Source organism: Luteimonas rhizosphaerae (genome assembly GCF_002849595.1).
Taxonomy (GTDB): domain Bacteria; phylum Pseudomonadota; class Gammaproteobacteria; order Xanthomonadales; family Xanthomonadaceae; genus Luteimonas; species Luteimonas cellulosilyticus.
This window is the reverse complement of sequence record NZ_NRQR01000026.1, coordinates 399,998-414,545: the sequence shown is the minus strand read 5'-3', so window position 1 is coordinate 414,545 and position 14,548 is coordinate 399,998. Positions and strand designations below refer to the sequence as shown.

Below are 14,548 nucleotides of genomic sequence, written 5' to 3'. Positions count from 1 at the left end.
CGGGTGCGAACTCCTTCGATGACGTCGCCAGGTCGTGCCGGGCGCGCTGTTGTTGTTGTGTGGAATGACGTGGCGACCGCGCCGTGGCAGGCCACCGGCGACGGCAGGGCCGCGCGTGGATCACGCGCGGACCGGGCATGTGCGGGGACGACCGGCAGGCTGCGCGGGTGCGCGCTTCGACGACCGGCGCGTGGCCGGGTCCTGCGTGGTGCTGACTTCCATCGGCGTGCATTCCCCTGGACGGCGACGAGACGGCCTTCTGGCGAAAGCCCCATCACTTGGGCCTGCCGCCTGTCGACACCCAAGATGTAGTGGCGGCGACGGAGGCCCACGCTACGCTCACGCCTGCGGGGTGTCAACGACGGAACGGCCGTTCTGCGGCGTCGCCGTCGTGTCGTGGCAGTACCCGGCGCCGCACGCGGAATCGGCGCCGGCGCGGCGCCTGATGAATGCGCGCTTCAAGCAGGATTCAAGCGTGCGGGCCGAGACTGCGGCCTCGGCGTACGGCCCGGTCACACCGGTTTGACCGTCGCCGCCGGACCTTCCACGCTTTGCCATTGCCATCTCGACAGGGGTTGCCACGATGCGCACCAGCACCACCCTCCTCGCCCTGACCGCCGCGGCGGCGTTCGGCGGTTTCGCCGCGACCGCGATCCACAACGTGGTCCAGCAGCCCGCCGCGGCCGCGCCTGCGAATCCCGCGCTCGCGACGCGCACGATGGCCGCGCTGCCGGCCGTGGTCGATGGCCAGCCGCTGCCGTCGCTGGCGCCGATGCTGCAGACGGTGACGCCGTCGGTGGTGTCGGTGCACACCAAGCAGCGCGTGCGGGTGAGCCCGTTCGGCAACGACCCGTTCTTCCGCCGCATGTTCCCGGAGCTGTCGCAGGAGCGGATCAACGAGTCGCTGGGCTCGGGGGTGATCGTCGATGCGGCGCAGGGCTACATCCTGACCAACCACCACGTCATCGAAGGCGCCGACGACGTGTCGGTGACGCTGGCCGACGGCCGCACGCTGGAGGCGGAGTTCGTCGGGTCCGATGCCGACACCGACGTCGCGCTGATGCGCATCCCCGCCGAGAACCTCACCGCGATTCCGCTGGCCCGCGACGGCAACCTGCAGGCCGGCGACTTCGTCGTCGCGGTCGGCAATCCCTTCGGCTTCAGCCAGACGGTGACTTCGGGCATCGTCTCGGCGGTCGGCCGCAGCAACGTGCCGGGTGTCGGCTTCCAGAACTTCATCCAGACCGACGCGTCGATCAACCCGGGCAACTCCGGCGGCGCGCTGGTCAACCTGCGCGGCGAACTGGTCGGCATCAACACCGCCAGCTTCAACACCCAGGGCAGCATGGCCGGCAACATCGGCCTGGGCTTCGCGATTCCGATCGGCCTGGCGAAGAACATCATGACCCAGCTGGCGACGACCGGCAGCGTCCAACGCGGCACGCTGGGCCTCGACACGCAGACGGTGGATGCGCGCATCGCCCAGGGCCTCGGCCTGGAGACGCCGCGCGGCGCCGTGGTCACGCGTGTCTACGGCGGCTCGCCCGCGGCGACGGCCGGCGTGCGCACCGGCGACGTGGTGGTGTCGGCGAACGGCCAGCGCATCGACAGCAGCGAAGCGCTGCGCAACTTCCAGGGCCTGCAGGCGCTGGACACGCCGGTGACGCTGGAGCTGCTGCGCGACGGCCGGCCGGTGACGCTGGAGACGCGCCTGCGCGCCCTGCCGCGCGACGGTGCGAGCTTCGATCCGCGTCTCGCCGGCGCGACCTTCGCCGACCTGCCCGAAGCGCTGCGCCGCCAGAACGCACGCGCCGCCGGCGTGCTGGTCGAGAACGTCGAAGCCGGCAGCCGCGCCTACACCAGCGGCCTGCGCGCGGGCGATCTGATCCTCGCGGCGAACAGCGGCGAATTCCGCGACCTCGCGGGGTTCCGCGACTCGCTGGCCGACCGGCCGGCCGATCTGGCGATCCGCATTTCACGCCGCGGACGCACCGGTGACCTGATCATGCGGTGACCCGATTCCACCACGCCGCGCACCTCTCGCGCGGCTCGCGCCACTCTCTGGAGAACGACGATGACCCCCACCTCGACCGATGCGGTAAAGACCAACCTCAACGAAGCCGGCTCGCACCTCGCGCAGGCCGCGCGCGACGCGACCAGCGCGGTCAAGAGCGCGTCCGCCGTCGCCGCCGACGAGCTCAAGCTCGGCAAGGCCAGCGTCAAGGCCGACCTCGCCGACTCCGCGATCTCCGGCATCGCCGCGTTCGAGGAAGGCCAGGCCGCGGTCAAGGAACAGGCGGACGTGCTGATGGAGCGTGGCCGTGATCTGCTCGACAGCGCGGCGGACATGATCCGCGAGCGTCCGATCGCCTCGTTCGGCGCCGCGTTCGCGGCCGGCTGGATCATCGCGAAGCTCGCGCGCAGCGACAAGTAAGCCTGTCGCTGTTCCATGACCGAACGCGATCCAGGCGATTCCCCTGCAGACCGGCCCGCCAGCGCGGCGGGCCGGGCCCCAGGCGAAGCCCCCCATCTCGATGAAAGCATCCGTCGCATCCGTGCGGCAGGCAGCGAGACCTTCAGTTCCGGACTCGACAGCGGCCGCGCCCTGCGCAAGCTGTTCTCCGCCGACTTTGCCCTTTCCCGCAGCGCCCTCGGCCGTGCGCTCGCCTGGTCGGCGGTGTCGGTCGTGTTCGGCGCGTCCGCGTGGCTGCTGGCCATGGGCGCGGCGATCGCGTTCCTGCAGTCCTGGGGCATGTCGTGGCTGGGGTCCATTTCCATCGCCACGCTGATCAGCCTGATCGTCACCGCGATCGCGGCCTGGCGCGTGTCGGTGTTCTTCGACTACGCCGGCATGCATGCGACGCGCCGCCAGTTGTCGCGCCTCGGCCTCTTCAACGAGAGCGTCGACGACGATGGCGACGACGACCTGCCCACGCCCACGACCGGCACCAGCGGTCCCGATGCGCCCCGCGCCACGCCGCCCGCATGAAGTTCGAAGCCCTCAAATCCCGCGTCGAACGCGCCGAGACTTTGGTCGAAGGCCGCCTGCAGCAGACCAGCGACCGCTACGGCGCCCTGAAGTCGAGCTGGCGCGATGCCTGGACGCCGGGTCGTATCGTCATCGCCGGCCTGATCGCCGGCTTCGTGACCGGGCGTTCTGAACCACGCCATGCGCTGCAGAAGCTGGGCAAGCTCGGCGGTCCGAAATCGATCCAGCTGGTGAGTTCGATCGCCGGCATGCTGACCTCGATGCAGGCCGCGTTTGCGGCGATGACCGCCGAGAAGGCGGCCAACACCGCCGATGCCGCAGCGAGCGACGCGCAGGACGCCGCCGAAACCGTGCAACAGGAAGCGGGCGCACCGGTCGCGGCGGGTGTCGATGCCGCAGCGGCCGCCGGTGCGGCGGCAGGCGCGGCCGCCGCCGCCGGCACGCGCGCGGCGACGACGCCGGTCGGTGTCCAGCCCCAGGTCCAGCCGGATCTGGCGCGCGCCGATCGCCGGCGTCCGGAACCCGCGTACGCGGAGCAGCCGCGTCCCGCGGAAGCCGCGACCGACGTTTCCGAATCCGACCGCTGAGCGGCCGGCCCGGCACACATCGATGAGCACGCCCATCAGTCCGCCTCCCGCCGAGGGTGCGCCCGAACCCACGCCGACCCCCGTGCTCACCCGACCGCGGGCCTCGACCGCGCTGGTCGTCGTCGCGACGCTGGCGGTGTTCGCCACGCTGTGGGCGGCCAAGGCGGTGATCCTGCCGGTGCTGCTGGCGATGTTCTTCGCGTTGATCGGCAATCCGGTGCTGCGTGCATTGCGCCGGCTTTGGATCCCGCGCGTGCTGGGCGCGGTGCTGCTGATCGTCGCCGGCCTGTCGGCGACCGGGCTGCTCGGCCTGCAGCTCGCCGGTCCGGCCAGCGAGTGGGTGCAACAGGCGCCCAAGCAGTTGCGTGCGCTGGCACCGCGCCTCAAGCAGATGACCCAGCCGATGCACCAGGCCAACCAGGCCGCGGAATCGCTGGCGCGTGCGACCGACAGCGGGCCGCAGCGCCGCGTGCAGGTCGTGCAGATCCAGGACAACGCCTCGTGGCGCACGCTCATCGCGACGCCGATGGTGCTGGCCTCGGTGCTGGCGGTCGTGCTGCTGACGTTCTTCTTCATGGTCTACGGCGAGAACCTGCAGCGCAACGCGATCGCGATGCTGCCGACGCGCCAGCGCAAGAAACTCACCGTCGACATCATGAGTTCGATCGAGCGCGAGCTCTCGCGCTACGTGCTGACGATCACCGTCATCAACGTCGCGCTGGGCGCCGTGTTCGCCGGCGTGCTGTGGTGGATGGACCTCGACCTGCAGGACGCGCTGCTGTGGGGCACGGTCGCGGCGCTGCTGAACTTCGCGCCGTATGTCGGCCCGCTGATCGGCGTGCTGCTGATGCTGCTGATGGGCCTGATCAGCTATGACGGCGACTGGCCGACGTCCGCGTGGGCGCCGCTGGTGCCGGCCGCGGTGTACCTGACGCTGCACACGATCGAAGGCCAGCTGGTCACGCCGATCGTGCTCGGCCGGCGCATGGCGATCTCCCCGCTGATGCTGATCCTCGCGCTGATGCTGTTCGGCTGGATGTGGGGCATCGTCGGCCTGCTGCTGGCCGTCCCGCTGCTGGTGTGCGTGAAGCTGGTGCTGGCCCGCGTCGAAGGCTTCGAAGGCTGGGCGCGGCTGCTGGAGTGAGCGCTCCGACGCTGCACCGCCCTTGCCGGCAGAGACCGGCAAGGGCGTCGCGGATCACCAGCTGAAACCCGCACCCGCCGAGACGCTGCGGTCGCTGCCGGCGACCGCCCCACCGAACGACACGCTGGCCCGGTTGCCGATCGCACGCTGGTACCCCACGGCGATCGCCTGTTCGCCGCCCTGCGCACCGACGCCCACGCCGACGCGATTGCGCCCGCCGAGTCCCGACGTGTTGAGCGCCATCCCCGCGTACGCACCGCTCATCGCGCCCATGCGGTCGATGCGACGGTCCTGGTGGCGGAGGCGGTCGTCGATCTCGCCACGCAGCGCCGAGAAGTTGTCGTCCCAGGCGGCGAAGCGGCTGTCGGTGTAGGCATTGGCGTCCTGCAGCGTGCGCGCATCGCCCGCGTCCACCTGGGCGACATTGGCGGCGTCGGTCTCGTGGATGCCCTCGGCGACGTGGGTCACCCGGCGCTGCTGATCCGCGTTGCCGACCGAGACCGTATTCGCTTCGTCGGCGATCGCCCCCTGGCCGAGCGCGACCGCACCGTCGGCGCTCACCTGCGCATCCTGTCCGATCGCGGTGCCCGATGCCGCTTCGACGCGCGCGTCGGCACCGACGGCGACCGCATTGGACGCGTCGGCGGTGATCGTGGCGTTGCTGCCGAGCGCGGCGCCACCTTCGGCTTCCACCACGGCGCCATTGCCGACCGCGGTGTCGTTGCCGTCGACCGCGACGCTGCCGTCGCCGATCGACAGGCCGTCGCCGTGCCCCGACGGCGGCGCGGTCACGCCACCGCCTCCACCGCCTGCGCCACCACCGCTCTCCAGCGCGCCGACCCGACCGTCGAGTCCCGCGATGACGCCGTCGAGCGCCCCCAGCGCGTCGCCGACGTTGCCGTAATAGCTACCCTGTACCGTGAACACGCTGCCGATCAGACGACCACCGGCGTCGACGACGGTGCCGCCGCCGAATGCGGTCGCGACCGATTGCATCCCCGCGTGTACCTGGGCGCCATTGACCGCCTCGCGGCTCGATGCGTTGATCGCACCCGCCGCCACGTTGCCCAGTCGCGTGCCGTCCTCGCCGGCCAACGTGACGCGATCGCGCGCAGCGTCGTCATAGGCCACTGCGTTTCCGGCCACGCCTTCGATGTCGCCGATGCGGTCCTCGATGCCGTCGACACGGCCTTCGACCGCGCCGACGCGCTGGTTGGTCTCGAACAGCTGGCTGCCGGTCACCGCGTCCGAGCTGTCCGCCGCAACCTCGCCCTCGGCGAGGTTGGTCAGCAGCGTGCCCCGCTCGCCGGCGAACGTCACCTGGCCGCGGCTCGCGTCGTCGTAGCCGATCGCGTTGTCGGCAACCGCGCTGAGCTGGTCGACGTTGACCGCATCGGTGCCCTGCGTGCCGGCGGCGACGTTGACCAGCTGCCGCTCCGCGCCCGCGGCCCCGATCGACACCGTGCCTGCACGATCGGCGAAGGCGCCGGCGCCGAGCGCGACGCTGCCGGTCGCGGTTGCCCACGCATCGGCGCCCAGCGCCATGCTGGCCTCGCCGTCGGACTGGCTCCGGAACCCCAGCGCCACGCTCTGCGTGCCGTACGCGCGCGCCACCTGGCCGACTGCGGTGGCGCTGTCGGCATAGGCGCCGGCGCTGCCGCCGACCGCCAGCGTGCGCATCGCACCGGCCGCCGCGCTGTGGCCGATCGCGGTCGAATTGTCGGCCGCCGCGGTCGCCATGACGCCGACCGCCGTCGTCGAATTGCCCTGCGCGCTGCCGGCGATCGAAACCGATTCCTCGCCGCCGGCGTAAGCCCCCGCGCCGACCGCGGTCGATGCGTATTCCAGCGCCCGCGCCCCGGCCCCGACGGCCGTGCTCTCGCGGCCCGATGCGATGGTCGAGAATTCCTCCATCTCCCAGGTCTCGCCGTTCATCACGTAGTACTGGCCGCCGATCGCGGTCGCACTGTCGGCCGAAGCCTGCGCGCCCGCGCCGAACGCGCTGGCGTAGTCGGCCGATGCGGCGCTGTTGAAGCCGACCGACGTCGTGTGTTTCTCATACGCGAACGCACCGCTGCCGAAGGCCGATGCGCCGAGCGACGCCGCCAGCGCGCCGGAACCGGCCGCGGTGCCGTAGTCGCCCATCACGGTCGCGGGCTGCTGGTTGTCCGCGTCGCCGGTGGCCTCGAAGAAATCGGCGTAGCGGGTCGCATCGCGCAGCTGGCCGAGGTTCACCGCATCGGTGTCCTCGGTGCCCGCCGCCACGTGGATGATCTGGCGGTCGACCGCCTCGACGTCCGTCGGGAAGGGATTGCCGCCGACGTGCTCCCGCGCATGGGTGCCGACCGACACGGCGTTGTCGCGATCGACATACGAGCCCGCGCCCAGCGCCACCGCATTGGCGTAGCCATCGGCCACCATGGCATTGCGCCCCAGCGCCAGACCGCCGTCGCTGCCCGGATGCACGATGCTGTTGGACCCCATGGCCACACTTCCGTGGCCGCCGGCCGCGCTCCAGTTGCCCAGGGCCAGGCTGTTCTCGCCCCAGGCGTAGGACAACAGGCCGAACGCCGAACTCCGCTCGCCGTGCGCCTCCGCGCTCGCGCCCACGGCGGTCGAGTTGCCGGCGTAGGCACGTGCCTGTCCCCCGATGGCGATGCTGTCGTCACCCCGGGCGGTGCTTGCGGCGCCCAAGGCGGTCGCACCGATGCCACTGGCCTCGGCCGTCATCCCGACCGCGGTGGTGTTCGCCTCGACCGCCTGTGCAGCCGCCCCGATCGCCGTGCTGGCGTGGCCCGAGGCGACCGTCGAGACGTCCACCTCCACCCAGTCCCATTCGCCCGGCGAGCCGATCAGCATCCTCAATTGCCCGCCCACGGCCACCGCGCTCGCGCCCGTCGCCTCGCTGAACGCGCCGTGGCTCGTGCTCCACTGCGCGGACGCCACGGCGTTGTGGCCACTGGCGGTGGCGAAGTCGCCGACGGCGAACGCGCCGCTGCCGAAGGCAGAGGCCCCCAGTGCGCCCGCGGCCGCGCCCGAGCCGGCGGCCGTCGCGAACTCGCCCGCGGCGGATGCGCCGGCGTCGCCGTTGGCGGCGAAGTAAACGCCGGTTCCGGCGGGTGGTTCCTCGTCGGCCGCGGCGGCGGCACCGACGGCGTCCGATTCGGCGGCAGAGCGTTGTTCGGTTCCGACTTCCTGCAGCAGGCTCGCGTCGGCCGACGTTCCGGGGTCCGCGGTCGCCTCCTGTGCGACGGCGGTATCGCCGCCCACCGGCTGGCCGGGATCGGGGGTCTGCGCATGCGCTTGCGGCAGGGCGGTCACGAGCGCGGCAATGGCCAGCGCCAGGGTCGTACGGGTCATGAGGGGCTCCGGAACAGTGGCGGCGGAACGGGGGTTCCACCTGAATTGCCGCGCAACGCGACAGCACCCGATCCTTCGCCCGGCGCGCCGGAGAAGGCCATTCCTGGCCTGTTACCGATCCATTACAGCGGCATTTTTCCTTTTTCGATCAGTGGCCTGCAGCATCCGCCGACGCCGGCGCGGACGGTGGCACCTGCAACGCGGCGGGGATGACCCGTTCGCCCGCCAGGCGCCTGGCGTCCTGCAGCGCGATCGACCAGGCATCGGTCTGACCGAGCGCGTGCAGCAGCCGGGTCTGCAGCAGCGCCAGGTCGAAATCCTGGCGCGCCCAGGGCGAAATGCGTCCGACCAGTGCGGTCGCCTCGGCGTGGTCGTCGTGCGCCAGCAGCCACGTCGTGCCGGCATAGACGGCCTGCGCGACTTCCTCCGGCACGCCGTCCTGTTCGGCGCGCGCCACCGCGCTGCGATACGCCTCTCCGGCCTCGGCATCGCGGCCCTGCGCCTGCGCCGTCATCGCCACCAGCAGCCAGTCCCAGGCATAGCCGGTCCCGGCCGACGCCGGCCGCGGTGCGGCGTCGGCGCGCAGCGGCAGCCCGGCTTCCAGCGCGGCCTGGTGCCGCATCCAGCGCACCCGGAACAGCCGCTCCGTCCGCGCGTCGGGTCGCCATCCGGCGAGCACCGCATCGGCCACACGCACCGCTGCGGCGGGGTCACCGCGCCGCCACGCCATCTCGACCCGCAGCGCATCGGCGCGATGCAGGTCGCTGTTCAGGGTCGCGTCGTCCGCATGGGACTGCAGCATCGACTCGGCGACGGCGAACGCGCCCTGCCGGACCATCGCCTCGGCGCGGCCCAGGGCGATGTTGGTCAGCTGGCTCGGGTCGGAGATGCGCGCGCGCAGCGCCCAGGCCTGTTCCATGCTCGCGCGGGCCTCGTCGGGCTGCAGCAGCAGCAACTGGGTTTCGGCCAGCGCCACCGACATCGAGACCAGCTCGTAGATCGCGCCGAAGCGGCGGAATTCGCCGAGCGTGCGGGCGATGTGCTCGGCGGCCTGGGCCGGTCGGCCGCGCACCTTCTCGAGGAAGCCGAGGCTGGCATCGACCCGGGCGACCGCCAGCGGGTCGCCGGTGCGCGCGGCCAGGATCCGCGCCTGCCCCAGATCCTCGAGCGCGCCGTCGTAGTGGCCGAGCAGCGCGCGGGCCATGCCGCGCCCGTTGAGCGCCTCGCCCTGCAGCGCGATGTCACCGTCGGGCCCGACCAGCGCCAGCACCTCGGTGTAGTCGCGTTCGGCCGGGACGCGCTGGTCCAGCCGCCGGTCGATACCGGCCCGCAGCAGCAGCACCCGGGCGCGGAACAGCGGCGCCTCGGCCGCTTCGAGCCGCAGCAGCCGCTCGACCTCCTCACGGACCTTCGGATACAGGCCCGCCCTGAAATCGACCTGCGCCAGGCGCAGGCGCAGATCCGGATCGTCGCGCTGCGCGGCCGGTGCCTCGGCCAGGATGCGCCGGGCGGCGTCGAGCTCGTTGCTCAGCAATGCGGCCTGGGCGCGCTGCAACCGTTCGCTGAGGCCGGCATCGACGTCGGGGCCCGCCGCATCGCGACCCAGCGCGGCCAACAGGCGGCCGCAGGCCTGGTCGGTGGCACGCACCAGGTCGGCGTGTTCGCCGAACGCATGCCGCGCCGCATCGTCGCGGCCCTCGGCGGTGATCTCGACGCGCCAGACCGCGCCGCGCCGCAGCGCCCGGCTGTGGACCACCCAGTCGCCGGCGACCTCGTCGCGCAGGCGCGCGGGCACGATGCGCTCGCCGGCATGGGCATGCAGCAGCGACAGCACGCTTTCGCTGGCCGCCACCGGCAGGCCGGCGCGGCGCAGGCGATCGCCGATGAAGTCCATCAGGCCCAACCGCGCCCAGGCCACGTCATCGGCCTGCGCCAGTTCGGTCGGCAACACGATGACCGCGCCGGCGCCGGGTCGTGGCGTGGCGTCCGCATCCGGCGTGGGCGAACGTGCGGCGCCGACCCACCACCAGGTCGCCGCCGCCAGTGCCAGCGCCGCGACCAGCGCGGCCATCGCGCCGAGCAGATGGCGGGACCGGACCAATCGGACCGGCGATGTCGCGCCTTCGGGCGCCGCGGGTTCGGGCCGCCCCGGTGCCACCCCGGGGGGTGGCGTCTGTTCCGCCGCGGCCACCGGCTCGACCTCCGCCACCCAGCGGAATCCGAAGCTCGGCACGGTGCGGATGACCCGCTGCTCCTGCCCGTCGTCGCCGACCGCGCGGCGCGCACGCAGGATGATCTGGCTCAGCTGGGCATCGGAGACGTTGTCGCGGGCGAAGATCGCCAGCGCCAGCTCGTCGCGGGCCACCGCGCGCTCGCGATGCTCGAGCAGGTGCTGTAGGCAGGCGAACACGCGCGCCGGCACCACGACCACGTGCTCGCCGTGGCGCAACTCGCGTGCATCGCAGTCGAGCAGGTAATCGGAGAATCGGTAGGCGTTCGGCATTGGCATCGGGAGTGGCGAGCCGCCCGCTGCCGCCACGTCCGGACGGTGGCGACTCCAGCGCGCCCAGTATGACCGAAGGCCCACGCCGCGCCCTGTCGACGAAGGGCGCACGGGCCTGCGCCACGGGGCCCGCACCGGGCACTCGTTACAATGCGAACCATGACATTCCCGGTCCGCGCCATCACCCTCGATCTCGACGACACCCTGTGGCCGTTCGCGCCGATCGGCGTGCGGATCGAGCAGGCGCTCGATGCCTTCCTGCGCGAGCACAGCCCGGCGACCGCCGCGATGTTCCCGGTCGAGAAGATGCGCGACCTGCGCGAGCGCGTGTACGCCGACAACGCGCATCTGACCCACGACCTGTCGGCGCTGCGCCAGCTGACCATCGCGCACGCGCTGCGCGACAGCGGCGGCGATGTGGGTCTGCTCGATGCGGCCTACGAGGTGTTCTACGCCGAGCGCAACCGCGTCGACTACTACCCCGACAGCCTCGCCGCGCTCGAGCGCATCGCCGCGCGCGTGCCGGTGGCCGCGGTGACCAACGGCAATGCCGACCTCGCGCGCATGGGGCTGTCGCACCTGTTCGCGTTCCAGCTCGGGTCGCGCGAACACGGCGCAGCCAAGCCCGACGCGAGCATCTTCCATGCGGCCTGCGATCGCCTCGGCTGCGCGCACGGCGACGTGCTGCACGTCGTCGACCACATCGAAGCCGACGTCGCCGGCGCAGCGCGGGCAGGCCTGCGCAGCTGCTGGATCAACCGCGAAGACCGCCGCTGGGCACATCCCGAACTCGCGCCGGATCTCGAATTCGACACGCTCACCGCGCTCGCCGACTGGCTCGACACCGTGCCCGTCGCCGGCGACCGCCCCTGATCCCGAGGTAATTCCATGTCCGATGCCGTCACGCATTCCGCCGCCGAGGCGCTGTTCGCCGTCGGCGCCACCGACACGCGCCCGCTGCACGTGGTCACGCGCGACGACGTCGGGGCCTGGCGCGACGCGCAACCGGCGCCGGTGCAGGCCTGGCTCGACGCGCAGGCCTTCGACGGCGCGCCCGGTACGCTGTTGCTGCTGCCGGGCGAAGCCGGCATCGCAGGCGCGGTGCTCGGCGTCGGCGACCGGCTGGATCCCAGCGCGTACGCGCATGCGCCCTTCGGCCTGCCGGCCGGCGACTGGGCGCTGGCCTCGCCGCTGGACGCCGACGCGCTGCAGGCGCTGCAGCTCGGCTGGGGCTTCGGCGCCTACCGCTTCACCCGCTACAAGCAGGCGCCGCGCGCGCCGGCGCGACTGGCGCTCGACGCGACCGATGCCGCGGCCCTCGACCTCATCGCCGCGACCTCGCGCGTGCGCGATCTGGTCAACACCCCGACCGAACACATGGGCCCGGACGAGCTCGAAGCCGTCGCCCGCGACATCGCCTCGGCGCACGGCGCCACCTGCACCAGCATCGTCGGCGACGCACTGCTGGCGCAGAACCTGCCTGCGATCCACGCGGTCGGTCGCGCCTCGCATCGCGCGCCGCGGCTGATCGAGCTGCAGTGGGGCGACGCCGCGCATCCGCATGTCGTCATCGTCGGCAAGGGCGTGTGCTTCGACACCGGCGGCCTCGACATCAAGCCCGCCGACGGCATGCGCAACATGAAGAAGGACATGGGCGGCGCGGCGCATGCGATCGCGCTGGCCGAGCTGGTGATGGCGCGCGGGCTGCCGTTGCGACTGACGCTGCTGGTGCCGGCGGTCGAGAATGCGATCGGCCCGGATGCCTATCGCCCCGGCGACGTCATCGCGACGCGCAAGGGCGTGTCGGTCGAGATCGACAACACCGACGCCGAAGGCCGCGTGGTGCTGTGCGACGCGCTGGCATATGCCGGCGAGCTGTCGCCGACCCTGATCCTGGATTTCGCGACGCTGACCGGCGCGGCGCGTATCGCCCTCGGTCCCGACCTGCCGGCGCTCTTCAGCAACGACGACACGCTGGCGAATGCGTGGCTGTCGGCGGGCCAGACCACGCGCGACCCGGTCTGGCGCATGCCGCTGTGGCGTCCCTACCTGCGCTACCTGACCAGCGGTATCGCCGACATGGCGAATGCCGGCTCGCGGATGGCCGGCGCGGTCACCGCGGCGCTGTATCTCGAACGCTTCGTGCCGGCGGACACGCCCTGGGCGCATCTCGACACCTACGCCTGGAACGACAGCAGCCGGCCCGGTCATCCGCAGGGCGGCGCCGCGCTGGGCCTGCGTTCGGCCTACGCGTTGCTGGAGGCACGCGCGCGCTGACGCCAGCCGGATCCCGCCGCGACGTCCCGGGATGTCGCGGCAGCGCGCGGCCGGGCCATCGCGCACGCCTCCGTGGACCGCGGTGATGCCGCGCCGCCGGGCGGGCATCATGGCGCCCTCCCACCGTTTCTTCGACGACCTCATCCGATGCACACCACGCCGCACGTCGCTCCCGACGAGATCCGCCGCCTGTTCGCGCAGGCGATGTGGCGACCTGATGTCGCTCGTCGCCGAGGTCAATGCGGCGACGCTGGCCGGCGATCCGGCGCTGGCGTCGCGGCTCGCGCGCAGCGACGCGCTCGACCGGCTCGACGAGGAACGCCATGGCGCGATCCGCGTCGGCAGCGCGCGCGAGCTGGCGATGCTGGGGCGCATGTTCGCGGTGATGGGCATGGCGCCGGTCGGCTACTACGACCTCGCCGTCGCCGGCGTGCCGGTGCACGCGACCGCGTTCCGGCCGATCGAAGCGGCGTCGCTGGCGCGCAATCCGTTCCGGGTGTTCACCTCGCTGCTGCGGCTCGAGCTGATCGACGATCCGGTGCTGCGCGAAGCGGCCGCGGCGATCCTCGCCCGGCGCGAGATCTTCACCCCGCGCGCGGTCGCGTTGATCGAACGCTGCGAGCAGGCCGGCGGCCTGGCGCAGGACGAGGCGACGGCCTTCGTCGCCGAGGCGCTGGAGACCTTCCGCTGGCACAGCGAGGCGACCGTGTCGCAGGCGACCTATCGCGCGCTGCACGAGGCCCACCGGCTGATCGCGGATGTCGTCTGCTTCAGCGGCTCGCACATCAACCATCTGACGCCGCGCACGCTGGACATCGACGCCGCCCAGGCGGCGATGCAGGCCCGCGGTTTCGACGCCAAGGCGGTCATCGAAGGGCCGCCGCCGCGCCGTTGCCCGATCCTGCTGCGGCAGACGAGCTTCCGCGCGCTGGAAGAACCGGTGCGCTTTCCCGGCGGCGACGGCGCCGACGCCGGCACGCACACCGCGCGCTTCGGCGAGATCGAGCAGCGCGGCCTGGCGCTGACCCGCAAGGGCCGCGCGCTGTACGACGAGGTCCTGGCGCAGGCGCGCGAGATCGAAGGCGCCGGCAGCACCGGCGATTACGCGACGCGCCTGGCCGCGGCGTTCGCCGCCTTCCCGGACGACGACGACCGCCTGCGCCGCGAGGGGCTGGGTTTCTATCGCTACGCACTGACCGACGCCGGCCGCGCCGACCCGGCCGCGCGCGCCGGCCGCAGCGTCGACGACCTGCTCGCCGCGGGCCTGGCGACGGCGGACCCGATCGTCTACGAGGATTTCCTGCCGGTCAGCGCCGCGGGCATCTTCCAGTCCAACCTCGGCGGCGGCGAACAGCGCGCGTATGGCGCGCAGGCGAACCGCGATACCTTCGAAGCGGCGCTGGGCATGCCGGTGCACGACGAGTTCGACCTCTACGCGCGGATCGAGCGCGACTCGCTGGCGGCGCTGGGCGTGCCGGTGTCCTGATCGGTGCAGCGCTGCGCGGCGTCGCGGTCTTGCGCGCGTTCCGCGAACGCGCGTGCGCCCTCCGCCGAAAGGGCGTCGCGCTTCACTCGAGCGGACGTCTGTCCAGTCGCGTGCACGCGTTCCATCCACGCGGCGTCTGCACGTGATGCCCGCGATCGCAGGCATCCAGGGACGCTGCCGTGCATTGCCTCACGTCCATGGA

General features: G+C 72.4%; 10 protein-coding genes and 1 pseudogene. 8 read left to right on the top strand and 3 right to left on the bottom strand.

Translation table 11 applies throughout. The annotated features are described in order from the left end of the window. Positions 1–339 precede the first annotated feature (339 nt). Positions 340–597, bottom strand: coding sequence for a hypothetical protein (locus CJ022_RS16940; RefSeq protein WP_143704010.1), 258 nt, complete (start codon positions 595–597; stop codon positions 340–342). Here CJ022_RS16940 and CJ022_RS15210 point away from each other — a divergent pair. The 5 genes from CJ022_RS15210 to CJ022_RS15190 are packed head-to-tail and all read left to right on the top strand — an operon-like array spanning position 584 to position 4,720. After that, positions 584–2,014, top strand: coding sequence for a Do family serine endopeptidase (locus CJ022_RS15210; protein ID WP_101927450.1), 1,431 nt, complete (start codon positions 584–586; stop codon positions 2,012–2,014). The two genes, CJ022_RS16940 and CJ022_RS15210, sit on opposite strands and share 14 nt — an antisense overlap. Positions 2,015–2,074: 60 nt before the next feature. After that, complete coding sequence (locus CJ022_RS15205) at positions 2,075–2,434, top strand: hypothetical protein (RefSeq protein WP_101927449.1); 360 nt, start codon at positions 2,075–2,077, stop codon at positions 2,432–2,434. A gap of 15 nt (positions 2,435–2,449) precedes the next feature. Beyond that, positions 2,450–2,989 carry a phage holin family protein gene (locus CJ022_RS15200; protein WP_101927448.1) on the top strand — a complete coding sequence of 180 codons (540 nt, stop codon included), beginning with the start codon at positions 2,450–2,452 and terminating at the stop codon, positions 2,987–2,989. Continuing rightward, entirely contained in the window at positions 2,986–3,576 is a 591-nt protein-coding gene (locus CJ022_RS17310) for a hypothetical protein (RefSeq protein ID WP_199171568.1), read from the top strand. Before CJ022_RS15200 ends, CJ022_RS17310 begins: the two co-directional genes overlap by 4 nt. 22 nt (positions 3,577–3,598) lie before the next feature. Then, entirely contained in the window at positions 3,599–4,720 is a 1,122-nt protein-coding gene (locus CJ022_RS15190; RefSeq protein WP_101927447.1) for an AI-2E family transporter, read from the top strand. Between the two features lie 54 nt (positions 4,721–4,774). Here CJ022_RS15190 and CJ022_RS15185 read toward each other — a convergent pair whose 3' ends face one another. Together CJ022_RS15185 and CJ022_RS15180 are read right to left on the bottom strand one after the other, a co-directional pair. Then, on the bottom strand, positions 4,775–8,080 hold the full coding sequence (locus tag CJ022_RS15185; protein ID WP_101927446.1) for a YadA-like family protein: 3,306 nt from the start codon (positions 8,078–8,080) through the stop codon (positions 4,775–4,777). A gap of 148 nt (positions 8,081–8,228) precedes the next feature. Next, positions 8,229–10,589, bottom strand: a complete 2,361-nt coding sequence (locus tag CJ022_RS15180) for a winged helix-turn-helix domain-containing protein (protein WP_101927445.1) — start codon at positions 10,587–10,589, stop codon at positions 8,229–8,231. 153 nt (positions 10,590–10,742) lie between these two features. Here CJ022_RS15180 and CJ022_RS15175 point away from each other — a divergent pair, with 153 nt between their 5' ends. From CJ022_RS15175 to hglS, 3 genes and pseudogenes are all read left to right on the top strand, one after another. Continuing rightward, positions 10,743–11,456: an HAD family hydrolase gene (locus tag CJ022_RS15175; RefSeq protein ID WP_101927444.1), complete on the top strand. Its 714-nt coding sequence runs from the start codon at positions 10,743–10,745 to the stop codon at positions 11,454–11,456. 15 nt (positions 11,457–11,471) lie between these two features. After that, the gene (locus tag CJ022_RS15170) at positions 11,472–12,860 is read left to right on the top strand and encodes a leucyl aminopeptidase family protein (protein WP_101927443.1); all 1,389 of its coding nucleotides are present in this window, start codon (positions 11,472–11,474) and stop codon (positions 12,858–12,860) included. A gap of 147 nt (positions 12,861–13,007) precedes the next feature. Continuing rightward, positions 13,008–14,346: pseudogene (hglS, locus tag CJ022_RS15165) on the top strand (2-oxoadipate dioxygenase/decarboxylase HglS). Positions 14,347–14,548: the final 202 nt, after the last annotated feature.

Bases quoted from the DNA above. Each gene is read 5' to 3' on its own strand.
- CJ022_RS15210 (WP_101927450.1), top strand. From the start codon at position 584: ATGCGCACCAGCACCACCCTCCTCGCCCTGACCGCCGCGGCGGCGTTC.
- CJ022_RS15205 (WP_101927449.1), top strand. From the start codon at position 2,075: ATGACCCCCACCTCGACCGATGCGGTAAAGACCAACCTCAACGAAGCC.
- CJ022_RS15200 (WP_101927448.1), top strand. From the start codon at position 2,450: ATGACCGAACGCGATCCAGGCGATTCCCCTGCAGACCGGCCCGCCAGC.
- CJ022_RS17310 (WP_199171568.1), top strand. From the start codon at position 2,986: ATGAAGTTCGAAGCCCTCAAATCCCGCGTCGAACGCGCCGAGACTTTG.
- CJ022_RS15190 (WP_101927447.1), top strand. From the start codon at position 3,599: ATGAGCACGCCCATCAGTCCGCCTCCCGCCGAGGGTGCGCCCGAACCC.
- CJ022_RS15185 (WP_101927446.1), bottom strand. From the start codon at position 8,080: ATGACCCGTACGACCCTGGCGCTGGCCATTGCCGCGCTCGTGACCGCC.
- CJ022_RS15180 (WP_101927445.1), bottom strand. From the start codon at position 10,589: ATGCCAATGCCGAACGCCTACCGATTCTCCGATTACCTGCTCGACTGC.
- CJ022_RS15175 (WP_101927444.1), top strand. From the start codon at position 10,743: ATGACATTCCCGGTCCGCGCCATCACCCTCGATCTCGACGACACCCTG.
- CJ022_RS15170 (WP_101927443.1), top strand. From the start codon at position 11,472: ATGTCCGATGCCGTCACGCATTCCGCCGCCGAGGCGCTGTTCGCCGTC.